The 14,775-nt window shown below is 65.5% G+C and carries 11 protein-coding genes; 3 read left to right on the top strand and 8 right to left on the bottom strand.

Annotated elements, in window-relative coordinates:
• Window positions 1-58: 58 nt before the first annotated feature.
• The 7 genes from phaC to ACIP0B_RS20750 all read right to left on the bottom strand — a co-directional run bounded on the left by phaC (window position 59) and on the right by ACIP0B_RS20750 (window position 9,560).
• Window positions 59-1,738 carry a class II poly(R)-hydroxyalkanoic acid synthase gene (phaC, locus tag ACIP0B_RS20780; protein WP_400835587.1) on the bottom strand — a complete coding sequence of 560 codons (1,680 nt, stop codon included), beginning with the start codon at window positions 1,736-1,738 and terminating at the stop codon, window positions 59-61.
• Window positions 1,739-1,997: 259 nt separating this feature from the next.
• Complete coding sequence (locus tag ACIP0B_RS20775; RefSeq protein ID WP_400835585.1) at window positions 1,998-2,369, bottom strand: gamma-butyrobetaine hydroxylase-like domain-containing protein; 372 nt, start codon at window positions 2,367-2,369, stop codon at window positions 1,998-2,000.
• A 142-nt stretch (window positions 2,370-2,511) separates the two neighbouring features.
• Complete coding sequence (hslU, locus tag ACIP0B_RS20770; RefSeq protein WP_400835583.1) at window positions 2,512-3,849, bottom strand: HslU--HslV peptidase ATPase subunit; 1,338 nt, start codon at window positions 3,847-3,849, stop codon at window positions 2,512-2,514.
• Between the two features lie 53 nt (window positions 3,850-3,902).
• Window positions 3,903-4,433, bottom strand: coding sequence for an ATP-dependent protease subunit HslV (gene hslV / locus ACIP0B_RS20765; protein WP_007968352.1), 531 nt, complete (start codon window positions 4,431-4,433; stop codon window positions 3,903-3,905).
• A gap of 267 nt (window positions 4,434-4,700) precedes the next feature.
• Window positions 4,701-5,417, bottom strand: a complete 717-nt coding sequence (locus ACIP0B_RS20760; protein ID WP_400835581.1) for an SPOR domain-containing protein — start codon at window positions 5,415-5,417, stop codon at window positions 4,701-4,703.
• 1 nt (window position 5,418) lies between these two features.
• A complete protein-coding gene (gene argS, locus ACIP0B_RS20755) occupies window positions 5,419-7,164 on the bottom strand; it encodes an arginine--tRNA ligase (protein ID WP_400835579.1) in 1,746 nt (581 codons plus the stop codon).
• A gap of 176 nt (window positions 7,165-7,340) precedes the next feature.
• Window positions 7,341-9,560 carry a primosomal protein N' gene (locus ACIP0B_RS20750; protein WP_400835577.1) on the bottom strand — a complete coding sequence of 740 codons (2,220 nt, stop codon included), beginning with the start codon at window positions 9,558-9,560 and terminating at the stop codon, window positions 7,341-7,343.
• A 228-nt stretch (window positions 9,561-9,788) separates the two neighbouring features.
• Here ACIP0B_RS20750 and rpmE point away from each other — a divergent pair, with 228 nt between their 5' ends.
• The 3 genes from rpmE (at window position 9,789) to ACIP0B_RS20735 (ending at window position 12,282) form a co-directional block, all read left to right on the top strand.
• The gene (gene rpmE, locus ACIP0B_RS20745) at window positions 9,789-10,007 is read left to right on the top strand and encodes a 50S ribosomal protein L31 (protein WP_085585435.1); all 219 of its coding nucleotides are present in this window, start codon (window positions 9,789-9,791) and stop codon (window positions 10,005-10,007) included.
• Window positions 10,008-10,048: 41 nt separating this feature from the next.
• Window positions 10,049-10,831, top strand: coding sequence for a thermonuclease family protein (locus tag ACIP0B_RS20740; protein ID WP_400835575.1), 783 nt, complete (start codon window positions 10,049-10,051; stop codon window positions 10,829-10,831).
• 182 nt (window positions 10,832-11,013) lie between these two features.
• Complete coding sequence (locus ACIP0B_RS20735; protein ID WP_400835573.1) at window positions 11,014-12,282, top strand: malic enzyme-like NAD(P)-binding protein; 1,269 nt, start codon at window positions 11,014-11,016, stop codon at window positions 12,280-12,282.
• Between the two features lie 156 nt (window positions 12,283-12,438).
• Here ACIP0B_RS20735 and ACIP0B_RS20730 read toward each other — a convergent pair.
• Window positions 12,439-14,775, bottom strand: a 2,337-nt coding sequence (locus ACIP0B_RS20730) for a penicillin-binding protein 1A (protein WP_400835571.1), incomplete at its 5' end; no start/stop codon positions are given.

Raw genomic sequence — 14,775 nt, 5'->3', positions numbered from 1 at the left:
CAGGCCCTGTGGCTATTGGGTTCGCCCCCGCCCCGCAGGGTGGGGCGGAGTGTGTCGGTTACCGCTCGTGCACGTAAGTGCCCGGCGACGCTTCGCCCGCCGGGTACGCCTTGTTGCCCAGCTTGGCCGGGGCCTTCTTCAGCTCGCCCGAACGCTCGGCCTGCCACGCCTGCCAGTGCAGCCACCAGGAATCGGTGTGCTTGGTCGAGTTCTCCTGCCATTCATCGGCGTTGGCGGCCATTTCGCTGTTGGTCATGTACCGCGCCTTCGGGTTGCCCGGCGGGTTCAGGATGCTCTGGATATGGCCGCTGCTCGACAGCACGAATTCCACCTTGCCGCCGAACAGCTGCGCCGACTTGTAGCAGGACTTCCACGGGGTGATGTGGTCGTTGGTGCCGGCCAGGGAAAAGATGTCGGCGGTGACCTGCTTGAGGTCGATCGGCGTGCCGCACACTTCCAGTGCGTTGGGGCGGGTCAGCGGGTTGTTTTTGAACATCTCGATCAGGTCGCCGTGGAACGCGGCCGGCAACCGGGTGGTGTCGTTGTTCCAGAACAGGATGTCGAACACCGGCGGCTCGTTGCCGAGCAGGTAGTTGTTCACCCAGTAGTTCCAGATCAGGTCGTTGGGGCGCATCCAGGCGAAGACCTTGGCCATGTCCTTGCCCTCCAGCACGCCGGCCTGGTACGAGTGGCGCTTGGCGGTCTCCAGCGTCTGTTCGTCGACGAACAGCGCGACGTCGGTGTCCAGGGTGGTGTCGAGCACGCTGACCAGCAGGGTCAGGGCGTTGACCTTGTTTTCGCCGATGGCGGCGTAGTGGCCCAGCAGGGCGGTGCAGGTGATGCCGCCGGAGCAGGCGCCGAGCATGTTCACGTCTTTGCTGCCGGTGATCGCGGTGACCACGTCCACCGCTTCCTTGAGGGCCTCGATGTAGGTCGACAGGCCCCACTCGCGCTGTTCCTTGGTCGGGTTGCGCCAGCTGACGATGAAGGTCTGCACGTTGCTGCGCAGGCAGAATTTCGCCAGGCTCTTGTCCGGGCTCAGGTCGAACACGTAGAACTTGTTGATCTGCGGCGGCACCACCAGCAGCGGCCGCTCGTGCACCTGTTCGGTGATCGGCTTGTACTGGATCAGCTCCAGCACATCGTTGCGGAACACCACCGCCCCTTCGGACACGCCCAGGCTCTTGCCGACCTCGAACGCGCCCATGTTGACCTGGCTCGGCATGCCGCCGTTGTGCACCAGGTCCTTGGCCAGGTGGGAGAGGCCGTCGAGCAGGCTCTTGCCGCCGGTCTCGAAGAAGCGCTTGACCGCCGCCGGGTTCGCCGCGCTGTTGGTCGGGGCCATGGCTTCGGTCATCAGGTTGATCACGAAGTGCCCGCGGGCGATGTCCTTGGGCGAGAGGTTGCTGTCGTCGATCCAGTCGTGGAGCTCCTTGCGCCACGCCAGGTAGGTTTGCAGATAACGTCGGTAGAGCGGGTTCTGGCTCCAGGCCGGATCGACGAAGCGACGGTCGTCGCCGGCAGGCTGCAGTTCGGACTTGCCGAACAGCACATTCTTGAGTTCAAGGCCGAAATGGGCGACATGCTTGACGCTGTGTATCGGTTGCCTGATGGCCTGGGTCAGCACCATGCGGGCAGAGGCCAAGAGATCCTTTCCGCGCAGCCCGACGACGGGATTGAGCCCCAGGGTGTTTTCCGAGGCTTGGTACTTCAGGTCATCGTTGTTCTTGTTACTCATCTACGACGCTCCATTGTCCTGAGACGAGTACCCGGTCCTCGCTGTGCAGTCTCACAGCCGGTGCCAGGTACTGCCGCTCGGGTGACCGTTGATTCTGCAGGGCAGTTTTGCAGCGCATGGAACACTGCAGGTAACTTGCCAGTTCCATTGGTTACCCGAGTTTAATTTTTTTCGCAAGCGGGCCAGTCCTCGGCCGCACAAGCGGAGCATTCAAACAGATGAATTTAGAAAATGCCCTCTAAACGGTCCCGGGCTCGGGCTAGAGCATCAGCTTGACCACGGACTCGTCCGGGTCGCGGGACTTGCCGGCGGCTTTGAGTTCGTCCAGGTAATCGGCCCAGAGTGCGTCATAACGTCGCCCCAGTTCGAGCAGGTATTCCCAGGTGAACAGCCCGCTGTCATGGCCGTCGTCGAAGGTCAGTTTCAGTGCGTACTGACCGGCCGGCTCTACCTTGGTCAGGCCGACGTGGAGCTTGCCGTACTGCAGGATCGGTTTGCCGTGGCCCTGGACCTCGGCGGAGGGGGAGTGCACGCGCAGGAACTCGGCGGGCAGGGTGAACGACTCGCCGGACGCGTAGGTGAGCGTCAGGGTCTTGGAGGCTTTGTGCAGTTTGATGTCGGTGGGCAGCATGACCGGGTATCCGTCTGGTGCGGAACCTTGCGGGAGCGGACCTGCTCGCGATGGGCCGGCACATTCAACCCTGAGGTTGTCTGAACCGCCGCCATCGCGAGCAGGCTCGCTCCCACCGTTCCGCTACATCTGTAAGGGTGGCTTACAGGATATAACGGGACAGGTCTTCGTTCTGCGCCAATTCGCCCAGGTGGCTGTTGACGTAGTCGGCGTCGATCAGGATCGGCTTCTCGTCGTGGGCGCTGGCCAGGTCGCCGGCGCTGAAGGACACTTCCTCCAGCAGGCGCTCAAGCAGCGTGTGCAGGCGACGGGCACCGATGTTCTCGGTCTTCTCGTTGACCTGCCAGGCGATCTCCGCCAGGCGCTTGATGCCTTCGGGCTGGAACTGGATGTTCAGGCCTTCGGTCTTGAGCAGCGCACAGTACTGCTCGGTGAGCGAGGCGTGCGGTTCGCTGAGGATGCGCTCGAAGTCTTCCGGGCTCAGGGCCTTGAGCTCGACGCGGATCGGCAGGCGGCCCTGCAGCTCCGGCACCAGGTCGCTCGGCTTGCTCAGGTGGAACGCGCCGGAGGCGATGAACAGGATGTGGTCGGTCTTGACCATGCCCAGCTTGGTGTTGACGGTGCAGCCCTCGATCAGCGGCAGCAGGTCGCGCTGCACGCCCTCGCGGGACACATCGGCGCCGCCGACGTTGCCGCGCTTGGCCACCTTGTCGATCTCGTCGATGAACACGATGCCGTGCTGCTCGACGGCCTCCAGGGCCTTGGCCTTGAGTTCCTCTTCGTTGACCAGGCGCCCGGCCTCTTCGTCGCGCACCAGCTTCAGCGCTTCCTTGACCTTGAGCTTGCGGGCCTTCTTCTTGCCCTTGCCCATGTTGGCGAACAGGCTCTGCAGCTGGTTGGTCATCTCTTCCATGCCCGGCGGCGCGGAAATGTCGACGCCCATGGCCTCGGCCACTTCGATCTCGATTTCCTTGTCGTCCAGCTGGCCTTCGCGCAGGCGCTTGCGGAACAGCTGACGGGTGTTGGAGTCCGGGGTCGGCGCGTCGTCGTTGTTGAAGCCCATGCGCGCCGGCGGCAGCAGGGCATCGAGGATGCGCTCTTCGGCGGCGTCTTCGGCGCGGTGGCGCACGCGGGTCATCTCCTGCTCGCGCAGCAGCTTGATCGCCGCATCGGCCAGGTCACGGATGATCGATTCGACGTCGCGGCCGACATAGCCGACCTCGGTGAACTTGGTCGCTTCGACCTTGATGAACGGCGCATTGGCCAGCTTGGCCAGGCGGCGGGCGATCTCGGTCTTGCCGACGCCGGTCGGGCCGATCATCAGGATGTTCTTGGGGGTCACTTCGACGCGCAGCTCTTCAGGCAGCTGCATGCGGCGCCAGCGGTTGCGCAGGGCAATCGCGACGGCGCGCTTGGCATCGTCCTGGCCGATGATGTGGCGGTTGAGTTCGTGGACGATTTCGCGGGGAGTCATGGACATGGTGATTGACGGTCCTCAAGCAGAAACAAGCCGTGGCGCAGGGCGCGACAGGCTCATTCAGCGAGATCCTGCTCCTCAATGGTCTGGGTGTGGTTGGTGAAGACGCAGATGTCGCCGGCGATGCCGAGGGCGGTCTCGACGATTTCGCGGGCCGACAGGTCGGTTTTTTTCAGCAGGGCGCTGGCGGCGGCCTGGGCGTAGGCGCCGCCGGAACCCATGGCGATCAGGCCGTCTTCGGGCTCAACGACGTCGCCGTTGCCGGTGATGATCAGCGAGGCGTCCTTGTTGGCGACCGCGAGCATCGCTTCGAGGCGGCTCAGGGAGCGGTCGGTGCGCCACTCCTTGGCGAGTTCGACGGCAGCGCGGATCAGGTGGCCCTGATGCTTTTCGAGCTGGCCTTCGAAGCGTTCGAACAGGGTGAAGGCGTCGGCGGTGGCACCGGCGAAACCGGCGATGACCTGGCCGTGGTACAGGCGGCGAACCTTCTTCGCGTTGCCTTTCATCACGGTGTTGCCGAGGGAAACCTGGCCGTCGCCGCCCATGACGACTTTGCCGTGGCGGCGGACTGAAACGATGGTGGTCAAGGGAAGAGTCTCCACGCAGCGGGGCGAAAATGCCTTATGCACACCCATATGGGGGTGGAGGACGGTATTTCAACTGCGGGGTCGGCGAGGGGACGAGCGGTGGGCGGGAGGGATGCAAACCATCTGTGGCGAGGGAGCTTGCTCCCGCTGGGGCGCAAGGCGCCCCCGGAACCTGCGTATCCGGTGCTTCAAAGCCACGGGGGTGCAGGATTTGCGACTGCTGCGCAGTCGAGCGGGAGCAAGCTCCCTCGCCACAAGGTCTCGGGGTCAGCGGCTCTGGCGTTGTTGTAACAGCAAGTTGCTGAAGCCGGCGCCGGCCAGTTGCTTTTGCGCGGTGGTCAGCTGTTCGCGGTTGCTGAACGGGCCGACCAGCACGCGGTACCAGGTCTCGTCCTTCACCGTGCCGGACTCCACCGACACCGCCTGGCCGAGCAGAATGATCTGCGCCCGCACCTTGTCGGCGTCAGTCTCCTTGCGGAACGAACCGGCCTGGAGGAAGAACTTGGTCACCGGCGCCGCCTTCGCCACCGGCGGGGCCGGCGGCGGCGTGATGCCGGCCAGGGCCGCCTGGGCCCGGGCGGTGTCGATCTTCGCCGCTTCCGCCGGGGTCACCGGGGTGGTCGGCACCGCCGGCACCTGCGGCGTCGGCAAGGTCTTCTCCGGCACGGCGTCCGGCGGCACGATCACTTCCGATTCCGGCAGCAGGGTGTAGAAGTCGTACTTCGGCTTCACCGGTTGCGTCGGGCTCGGCGGGGTCTTGTTGGCCTCGGCGATCTTGGTGGCCTTCTGCTGTTGCTGCTGCTCGACCTTTTCGCGCTTGACCGTGTCGCTGCCCTTGCCCGGCTCCAGTTTCATCAGGAACACGATGAACGCGCCGACGGTCAGGCCGATGGCCATCCACAGCCAGCCCGGAATCGGCTGCTTGGCAGGGGCCTGATAGCGGCTGGCGCCGCGCTTGGGGGCGGGTTTTTTCTTGGCAGCCAACTTACATTTGCTCCAGGACTTTCAGGCCGAGCAGCTCCAGGCCTTGTTTGAGGGTGCGGCGCGTCAGCTCGGTCAGGCGCAGGCGGCTCTGCATCTGCGTGGGGGTCTCGGCGGTGAGGATCGGGCAGTTCTCGTAGAAGCTGGAGAACAGGCTGGCCAGATCGTAGAGGTAGGTGCAGAGAATGTGCGGCGTGCCCTTTTCCGCCACGCCGTTCAGCACTTCGCCGAACTGCGCCAGCTTCGCGCCCAGTTCCTGCTCGAGATCGGCCTGCAGCACGATCTGCCCCTGGCCCTCGATTTCGCTGAAGTCCTTGCCCAGCTTGCGGAACACGCCGGCGGCACGGGTATAGGCGTAGAGCAGGTAGGGAGCCGTGTTGCCTTCGAAGTTCAGCATCAGGTCGAAGTTGAAGCTGTAGTCGCTGGTGCGGTGCTTGGACAGGTCGGCGTACTTGACCGAATCGATGCCCACTACCTTCGCGATGGCGGTCAGTTGCTCGGTCGGCAGCTCCGGGTTCTTTTCCTGAACCAGTTTGAAGGCCCGGTCCTCTGCCTCGAGGAGCAGGTCGACGAGTTTCACGGTGCCGCCGTCGCGGGTCTTGAACGGACGGCCGTCCGCGCCGTTCATGGTGCCGAAGCCCATGTGCTCCATGTCCATCGGATGAGTCACGAAACCGGCCTTGCGCGCCACGGCGAACACTTGCTGGAAGTGCAGGGCCTGACGTTGGTCGACGAAGTACAGCGCGCGGTCGGCGTTGAGCTTGCCGCTGCGGTAGCGCACGGCCGCAAGGTCCGTGGTGGCGTACAGGTAGCCGCCGTCGGCCTTGACGATGATCACCGGCAGCGGGTCGCCGTCGGCGTTCTTGAACTCATCGAGGAACACGCACTGGGCGCCGTTGCTTTCGACCAGCATGCCGGCGGCCTTGAGGTCGTTGACCACGTTGATCAGGTCGTCGTTGTAGGCGCTTTCGCCCATCACGTCGGCCATGGTCAGCTTGACGTTGAGCTTCTCGTAGATGTCCTGGCAATGGGACAGCGAAATGTGGGTGAAGCTTTTCCAGGCCTTGATGCAGGCTTCGTCGCCGGCCTGCAGGTCGACCACGAGTTTCCTGGCGCGATCGGCGAATGCAGGATCTTCGTCAAAGCGTTTCTTCGCCGCGCGGTAGAACTCTTCCAGGTCCGAAAGCGCGCCTTTGAGCATGTCCGGGTTGTCTTCGAGCATCGCCATCAGCATGCCGAACTGGGTGCCCCAGTCGCCGACGTGGTTCTGACGGATCACTTCGTCGCCGAGGAACTCAAGGACGCGGGCCACGCCGTCGCCGATGATGGTCGAGCGCAGGTGGCCGACGTGCATTTCCTTGGCCAGGTTCGGCGCCGACAGGTCGACCACGGTGCGCTGCGCCGGGCCGGCCTTGCGCACGCCGAGGCGGTCGTCGGACAGGGCGGCGTCGAGGCGGTTGGCCAGGGCCTGGGTGTTCTGGAAGAAGTTGATGAAGCCGGGGCCGGCGATCTCGGCCTTGGTGACGTTCTCGTCGGCCGGCAGGGCGGCGATGAGCTTTTCCGCCAGGTCGCGGGGCTTCATGCCCGCCGGCTTGGCCAGCATCATCGCGATGTTGCTGGCGAAGTCGCCGTGGGTCTTGTCGCGGGCGTTTTCCACCTGGATCGCCGGCGTCAGGCCTTCAGGCAACACACCTTCGTTGACGAGTTGGGTGAGGGCTTGCTGGATCAGCTGGCGAATGGTGTCTTTCATGGTCGTCTCTTTCGACCGCTGGCGCGGCGGCGCATCGGTGCGCGGGTGGAAAAACTGGGCATTATCCGTTGCGAAGACGGGCTTGCCAACCTTAGCAGGCAGGATGTGGATGTGCGGCGACAATTGCGCCGCCATCCGCTGCGGCAGCGGGCCGGCCTGCGATGCCGGTCCTTGCGTCAGTACAGATCCACCGGATCGACATCCAGCGACCAGCGCACCGCCCGCCCGCTCGGCATCTGCTCCAGCACCAGCAGCCAACCGGCCAGCAGCCGGTGCAGCGGTGCCCGCGCCGTCGCCTGCAGCAGCAACTGCGCCCGATAGCGTCCGGCGCGGCGCTCCATCGGTGCCGGCACCGGCCCCAGCAGCTCGATGCCGCCAAGGTTCTGCTCGGTCAGCAGGCGTTCGGCTTCGCTGCAGGCTTCGTCGAGAAAGCTTTCGGCCTGGCCCGGCTTGTGCGCCTCGGCGCGCAGCAGCGCCAGGTGGGCGAACGGCGGCAGGCCGGCGGCGCGGCGCTCGCTCAGGGCCTGCTCGGCGAAGGCGAAGTAGCCCTGTTCGGTCAGTTGCACCAATAAAGGATGGTCGGCGAGGTGGGTCTGGATGATCACCTTGCCCGGTTCCTCCGCCCGCCCGGCGCGGCCGGCCACCTGCACGATGAGCTGCGCCATCCTTTCGCTGGCGCGGAAGTCGCCGGAGAACAGGCCGCCGTCGGCGTCGAGGATCGACACCAGCGTGACCCGCGGGAAGTGGTGACCCTTGGCCAGCATCTGGGTGCCGACCAGGATGCACGGCTGGCCTTTCTGGATGGTGGCGAACAGCTGATTCATCGCGTCCTTGCGCGAGGTGCTGTCGCGGTCGACCCGCAGCACCGGGTAGTCCGGGAACAGGATCGCCAGCCGCTCTTCGGCCCGTTCGGTGCCGGCGCCCACCGGCCGCAGGTCGACCCGTTCGCACTTGGGGCACTGGCGCGGCACGCGCTCGACATAGCCGCAATGGTGGCAGCGCAGTTCGCCGTAGCGCTGGTGCACGGTCATCCGCGCATCGCAGCGCGGACACTCGGACATCCAGCCGCAGTCGTGGCACAGCAGCGTCGGCGCAAAGCCCCGGCGGTTGAGGAACACCAGCACTTGCTGGCCGGCGGCGAGGGTCTGGCCGATGGCCTGCTGCATCGGGCCGCTGATGCCGCTGTCCAGCGGCCGGCTCTTCACGTCCAGGCGCAGGAAGCGCGGCTGCTTGGCGCCGCCGGCGCGCTCGTTCAGGCGCAGCAGGCCGTAGCGGCCGGTGTAGGCGTTGTGCAGGCTTTCCAGCGACGGCGTCGCGGAGCCGAGGACGATCGGGATGTTCTCCTGCCGTGCGCGCACCAGCGCCAGGTCGCGGGCGTGGTAGCGCAGGCCTTCCTGCTGCTTATAGGAGCCGTCGTGCTCTTCGTCGATGATGATCAGCCCCGGATTTTTCATCGGGGTGAACAGCGCCGAGCGGGTGCCGATGATGATGTCGGCCTCGCCGTCCCTGGCGGCGAGCCAGGCGTCGAGGCGGTCGCGGTCGTTGACCGCCGAGTGCAGCAGGGCGATGCGGGCGTTGAAGCGCTGCTCGAAGCGCGCCAGGGTCTGCGGGCCGAGGTTGATCTCCGGGATCAGCACCAATGCCTGCTTGCCGGCTTCCAGGGTTTCGCGGATCAGCTGCAGATAGACTTCGGTCTTGCCGCTGCCCGTGACGCCGGCGAGCAGGAACGCATGATAACTGTCGAACCCGGCGCGGATGGCCTCGTGCGCTGCGCGCTGTTCGGCGTTGAGCGGCAGTTCCGGCTGCGCCAGCCAATGCTCGTGGCGCACGCCCGGCGCATGGCGGCGGATCTCCACCTGCACCAGATCCTTGGCCAGCAGCAGGTCGAGGCTGTCCTTGCTCAGCATCAGTTTGCCCAGCAGCCCGTGGGCGACGCCGTGCGGATGCTGGGCCAGCGTGGCCAGGGCTTCGCGCTGGCGCGGGGCGCGGGCGATGCGCGGATCGTCGAGGCTGGCGCCGGGGGCCACCGACCAGAACCGCTCCTGGCGGGCCTCGGCGGGCTCGCCCTGGCGCAGCAGCACCGGCAGCGCCCAGCTCAGGGTGTCGCCGAGGCTGTGCTGATAGTACTGGGCCGTCCACAGGCACAGCTTGAACAGGGCCGGCGGCAGCGGCGCCGTCGCATCGAGCAGGGCCAGGGCGGGCTTGAGCTTGTCCGCCGGCACTTCGCTGCTGTCGCAGACCTCCACCAGGATCCCGATCATCTCGCGCCGGCCGAACGGCACCCGCAGGCGCATGCCCGGTTGCAGGCGGTCGCGCGGCACGCCGGCCGGGGCGCGGTAGTCGAACAGGCGGCGCAGGGGGGAGGGCAAGGCGAGGCGCAAGATGGCGTCGGGCACGCGGGGGTCTCGGTCGGCAGGCAATAAAGGAAGCGGTCGCGCACCTGGCTGCGGGAGCGGGCGTGCCCGCGCCCGCCAGAGGTGTCGCCGATGGGCCGGGAGCCTAGCAGACGGTCGGTTCAAGGGACAGCTTGCGTGATCGGCAAGGTCTGGTAGAATCCGCGCCCTAATTCCGTGCGGTATTCAACAATCGTGTTGGGTGGCGGCACGCTAGCTGAGGAAAGCACCATGAAAGCCGATATTCATCCAAACTACGTTGAAATCGATGTTACCTGCAGCTGCGGTAACAAGTTCGTCACCCGTTCGACTCACGGCAAAGCTCTGCCGATCGACGTTTGCAACGAGTGCCACCCGTTCTACACCGGTAAGCAGAAGACTCTGGACACCGGTGGTCGCGTTCAGAAGTTCGCCGACCGTTTCGGTGCTTTCGGCGCGAAAAAGGCCTAAGGCCGCTCATTCTGGAAAACCTTCAAGGCTTTTCCGGTCTGATGAAAAAGGCGTCCCTTGCGGGCGCCTTTTTTGTGTCCGCGATTTGGCTGTCGGGCGCCCAGGCGTTCTGTCCGGCGCCCGGCGGGCTGGCTCCCGTCGCGGTGCAGCGCGTCGTGGACGGCGACACCCTGCGCCTGAGCGACGGGCGCAATGTGCGGATGATCGGGCTCAACACCCCGGAGCTGGGCAAGCAGGGCCGCAGCGACGAACCGTTCGCCCGGGCGGCGCGCAAGCGCCTGGAGTCGCTGGTGGCCGGCAGCGGCGGGCGCGTCGGCCTGCTTCCCGGCAAGGAGTCCAAGGACCGTTACGGCCGGACGCTGGCGCACGTCTTCAGCCTCGGCGGCGTCAATCTGGAAGCGCAAATGCTCGCTGACGGCCTCGGGTTTCAGGTGGCGGTGGCGCCGAATGTGGATTTCGTCGCCTGCCAGCAGGCCGCCGAGCGCCAGGCGCGCCTGGCCGGACGCGGCGTGTGGAAGCGCTCGCCTGTACTGAAAGCGGAGCAGATCGAACGCTCTGGCTTTGCCGTGGTCGGCGGGCGTGTGAGCAAGGTTCGGCGCAATCGGGGCGCAATCCTGATCGAAATGCAGGGCGCGCTTGTACTGCGCGTTGCGCCCAATCTGCTCGACCGTTTCGATGGCGCTGCGCTGCAGCGGCTGGAGGGCAGGCAAATCGAGGCCCGCGGCTGGGTGGTCGACCGTTCGCGGCGCGGCGGATTGCTGCCGGGGCAGCCGCGCTGGCTGCTGCCTTTGACGGATCCGGCCATGCTGCAGTCTTCCCGCTGAAAAAAATTGTAGACATTTTCGCTGTTAATTGTGAACAGTCCAGCCCTTGCGGGCCGCGGCTCTTGGCCCAAAGTCGTAGGACAGTGCGCTTGACAGGGGTGACCGGGCAGTCTTGTGAGGACTTTGCGAGGCGCGTATCCTCGCTGACCAGTCTGTCCAACAGTAAAAAGCGGAATGCCAAAATGTCTGATCTGAAAACTGCCGCTCTCGAATATCACGCCAATCCTCGTCCAGGGAAGCTGAGTGTCGAGCTCACCAAGGCCACCGCCACCGCCCGCGACCTGTCGCTGGCCTACAGCCCCGGCGTAGCCGAGCCGGTACGCGAGATCGCCCGCGATCCCGAACTGGCCTACAAGTACACCGGCAAGGGCAACCTGGTTGCAGTCATTTCCGATGGCACCGCGATTCTCGGCCTGGGCAACCTCGGCCCGCTGGCCTCCAAGCCTGTGATGGAAGGCAAGGGCGTGCTGTTCAAGCGCTTCGCCGGCATCGACGTGTTCGACATCGAAGTCGACTCGGAAAGCCCGCAAGCCTTCATCGACACCGTCAAGCGCATCTCCATCACCTTCGGCGGCATCAACCTGGAAGACATCAAGGCACCCGAGTGCTTCGAGATCGAACGCGCCCTGATCGAACAGTGCGACATCCCGGTGTTCCACGATGACCAGCACGGCACCGCCATCGTGACCGCCGCCGGCATGATCAACGCCCTGGAAATCGCCGGCAAGACCCTGGCCGACGCCAAGATCGTCTGCCTGGGCGCAGGCGCCGCGGCCATCTCCTGCATGAAGCTGCTGGTGAGCATGGGCGCCAAGGTCGAGAACATCTACATGATCGACCGCACCGGCGTGATCCACGCCGGCCGTGACGACCTGAACCAGTACAAGGCCGTGTTCGCCCACGCCACCGACAAGCGCACCCTGGACGACGCCATCGAAGGCGCGGACGTGTTCGTCGGCCTGTCCGGCCCGAACCTGCTGAGCGCCGAGCAGCTCAAGCGCATGGCGGCCGACCCGATCGTGTTCGCCTGCTCCAACCCGGATCCGGAAATCGCCCCGGAACTGGCCCACGCCACCCGCAACGACGTGATCATGGCCACCGGCCGTTCGGACTACCCGAACCAGGTCAACAACGTGCTGGGCTTCCCGTTCATCTTCCGCGGTGCCCTGGACGTTCGCGCCAAGCGCATCAACGAAGAAATGAAGATCGCCGCCGCCAACGCCCTGAAAGACCTGGCCAAGCTGCCGGTGCCGAAGGAAGTCTGCGCCGCCTATGGCGTCGATGCGCTGGAGTTCGGCCGTGAGTACATCATTCCGAAGCCGATGGACGCCCGCCTGATCACCGTCGTCTCCGACGCCGTGGCCAAGGCCGCCATCGAGACCGGCGTGGCGACCCTGCCGTATCCGAAGAACTACCCGCTGAAAAGCGTGGATGACGTGTTCAACGGCTAAGCCGTCGTAGCGCGTCAACCGAAAGCCCCGGCTCTGTGAGCCGGGGCTTTTTTGTGGCCGAGGGTTCTGCGGTGCCCCTAAGGGCGACGCAAAATCCACAGGCATGAAAAAGCCCCGCACTTCTTTCGAAGGCGGGGCTCTTTGCGGCTCCGGGGATCAGAACAGATCGATCGGCGCCTGTTCATCCGCCGGCAGCGGGCTGCCCGGCACGGCGCCATTGCCGATCTCGTTGACCGACGGCGGCGTGTCTTCGGCCTTGAACAGCTCGAAGTACGCGCCCGGCGTGCTCGGCGTGGCGGCGCGGCCGCTGACCGGATCCACCCGCAGGCTGAGGATGCCTTCCGGCTCCGCCTGGACATGCGGCGGCTTGTCCTTGAGGGCGGCGGACATGTAGTTCATCCAGATCGGCAGCGCCACGGTGCCGCCGAACTCCCGGCGGCCGAGGCTTTCCGGCTGGTCGAAACCGGTCCAGACCGTGGTCACGTAATCGGCGTTGTAGCCTGAGAACCAGGCGTCCTTCGATTCGTTGGTGGTGCCGGTCTTGCCGGCGATGTCGCTGCGGCCCATGGCCAGCGCACGGCGGCCGGTGCCGAGCTTGATCACGTCCTGCAGCATGCTGTTGAGGATGTAGGTGGTGCGGCCGTCGACGATCCGTTCGGCCACCGCCGGCGTCTGCGGCGCCACGGTGCTGCCGGGGGCTTCGCCCGGTGTGGCGTTGACGGTGAACGCCGGGGTGGCCGGTGCGGCGATGCCGTCGGTGGCGGCCATGCCCTGGGGCACCGTCGGCGGGTTGGCGACGAACAGGGTGTCGCCGTTGCGGCTTTCGATCTTGTCGATGATGTACGGGCTGATCTTGTAGCCGCCGTTGGCGAAGGTGCTCCAGCCGGTGGCGATTTCCATCGGCGTCAGGGTCGCGGTGCCCAGCGCCAGGGACAGGTTCGGCGGCAGGTCCTGCTTGTTGAAGCCGAAGCGGGTGATGTAGTCGATGGTCTTGCCGACGCCCATCGCCTGCAGCAGGCGGATCGACACCAGGTTGCGCGACTTGTACAGCGCTTCGCGCAGGCGGATCGGGCCGAGGAAGGTGTTGGTGTCGTTCTTCGGACGCCAGACCTTGTCCAGGTATTCGTCGACGAACACGATCGGCGCATCGTTGACCAGGCTGGCGGCGGTGTAGCCGTTGTCCAGCGCCGCGCTGTACACGAACGGTTTGAAGCTCGAACCTGGCTGGCGCTTGGCCTGCATGGCGCGGTTGTAGTTGCTCTGCTCAAACGCGAAGCCGCCGACCAGGGAACGGATCGCGCCGTTCTGCGGATCCAGCGACACCAGCGCGCCCTGGGCCTGGGGGATCTGGCTGAACTTGAGCGAGTTGTTCGCCTGGCGCTGCACGCGGATCAGGTCGCCCACCTGCGCCACGTCCGACGGCTGGCGGGGCGCTGCGCCCATGCTGTTGGTGTTGAGGAACGGCCGGGCCCATTTCATGGTGTCCCAGGCGACGTGGTCTTCGCCGGTGCGGGTCAGCACCTGCAGGCCGTTCTTGTCGACCTGGGTGACGATGGCCGGCTCCAGGCTGCTGATGGTGCGCTGCTTGGTCAGCTCGTTGGCCCAGGCTTCGCGGGTCTTGCCCGGCAGGCGCGACTCGGGGCCACGGTAGCCGTGGCGCTGGTCGTAGGTCATCAGGCCTTCGTGCAGGGCGTTGTTGGCCATCTCCTGCAGGTTGCTCGGCACCGTGGTGGTGACGCGGAACCCTTCGGTGTAGGCATCGCTGCCGTAGCGTCCGACCATTTCCGCCCGGGCCATCTCGGCGATGTACGGTGCGTTCACCTCCGGGGCCGGCACGTGATAGCTGGCGTTCAGCGGCTCGTTGACGGCGGCGGTGTAGTCCGCCTCGGTGATCTTGCCCAGCTTGTACATGCGCCCCAGGATCCAGTCGCGGCGCTCCTTGCTGCGCGCCGGGTTGGCCAGCGGGTTGAAGCGCGACGGGGCCTTGGGCAGGCCGGCGATCATCGCCATCTGCGCCAGGCTGACCTCGCGGATCGATTTGCCGTAGTACACCTGCGCCGCGGCCTCGATGCCGTAGGCGCGGTTGCCCAGGTAGATCTTGTTCACGTACAGCTCAAGGATCTCGTCCTTGGTCAGCTGCCGTTCGATCTGCAGGGCCAGCAGGATCTCGGTGGTCTTGCGCGAGAAGCTGCGTTCGCTGGTCAGGAAGAAGTTCTTCGCCACCTGCATGGTGATGGTGCTGCCGCCGGACTGGATGTGGCCGCTCTTGAGCAGTTGGGTCGCGGCGCGCATCAGGCTGCTCGGATCGACGCCGTAGTGGTTGGCGAAGTTGTCGTCTTCAGCACTTAGTAACGCATTGATGAAATTGGGGGGACGGTCGGCGAAACGGATCGGCGTGCGGCGCATTTCGCCAAATTCTGCGATCAATTTGTTGTCGCTGCTGTAGACCCGGAGCGGAATCTGCAACTGAATGCTTCTCAGCGCCTCCACAGA

Source organism: Pseudomonas sp. NPDC089534, assembly GCF_044749305.1.
GTDB lineage: Bacteria > Pseudomonadota > Gammaproteobacteria > Pseudomonadales > Pseudomonadaceae > Aquipseudomonas > Aquipseudomonas ekonensis.
Note: the sequence above shows the minus strand (reverse complement) of the source record. Positions and strands in the feature narration are given on the sequence as shown.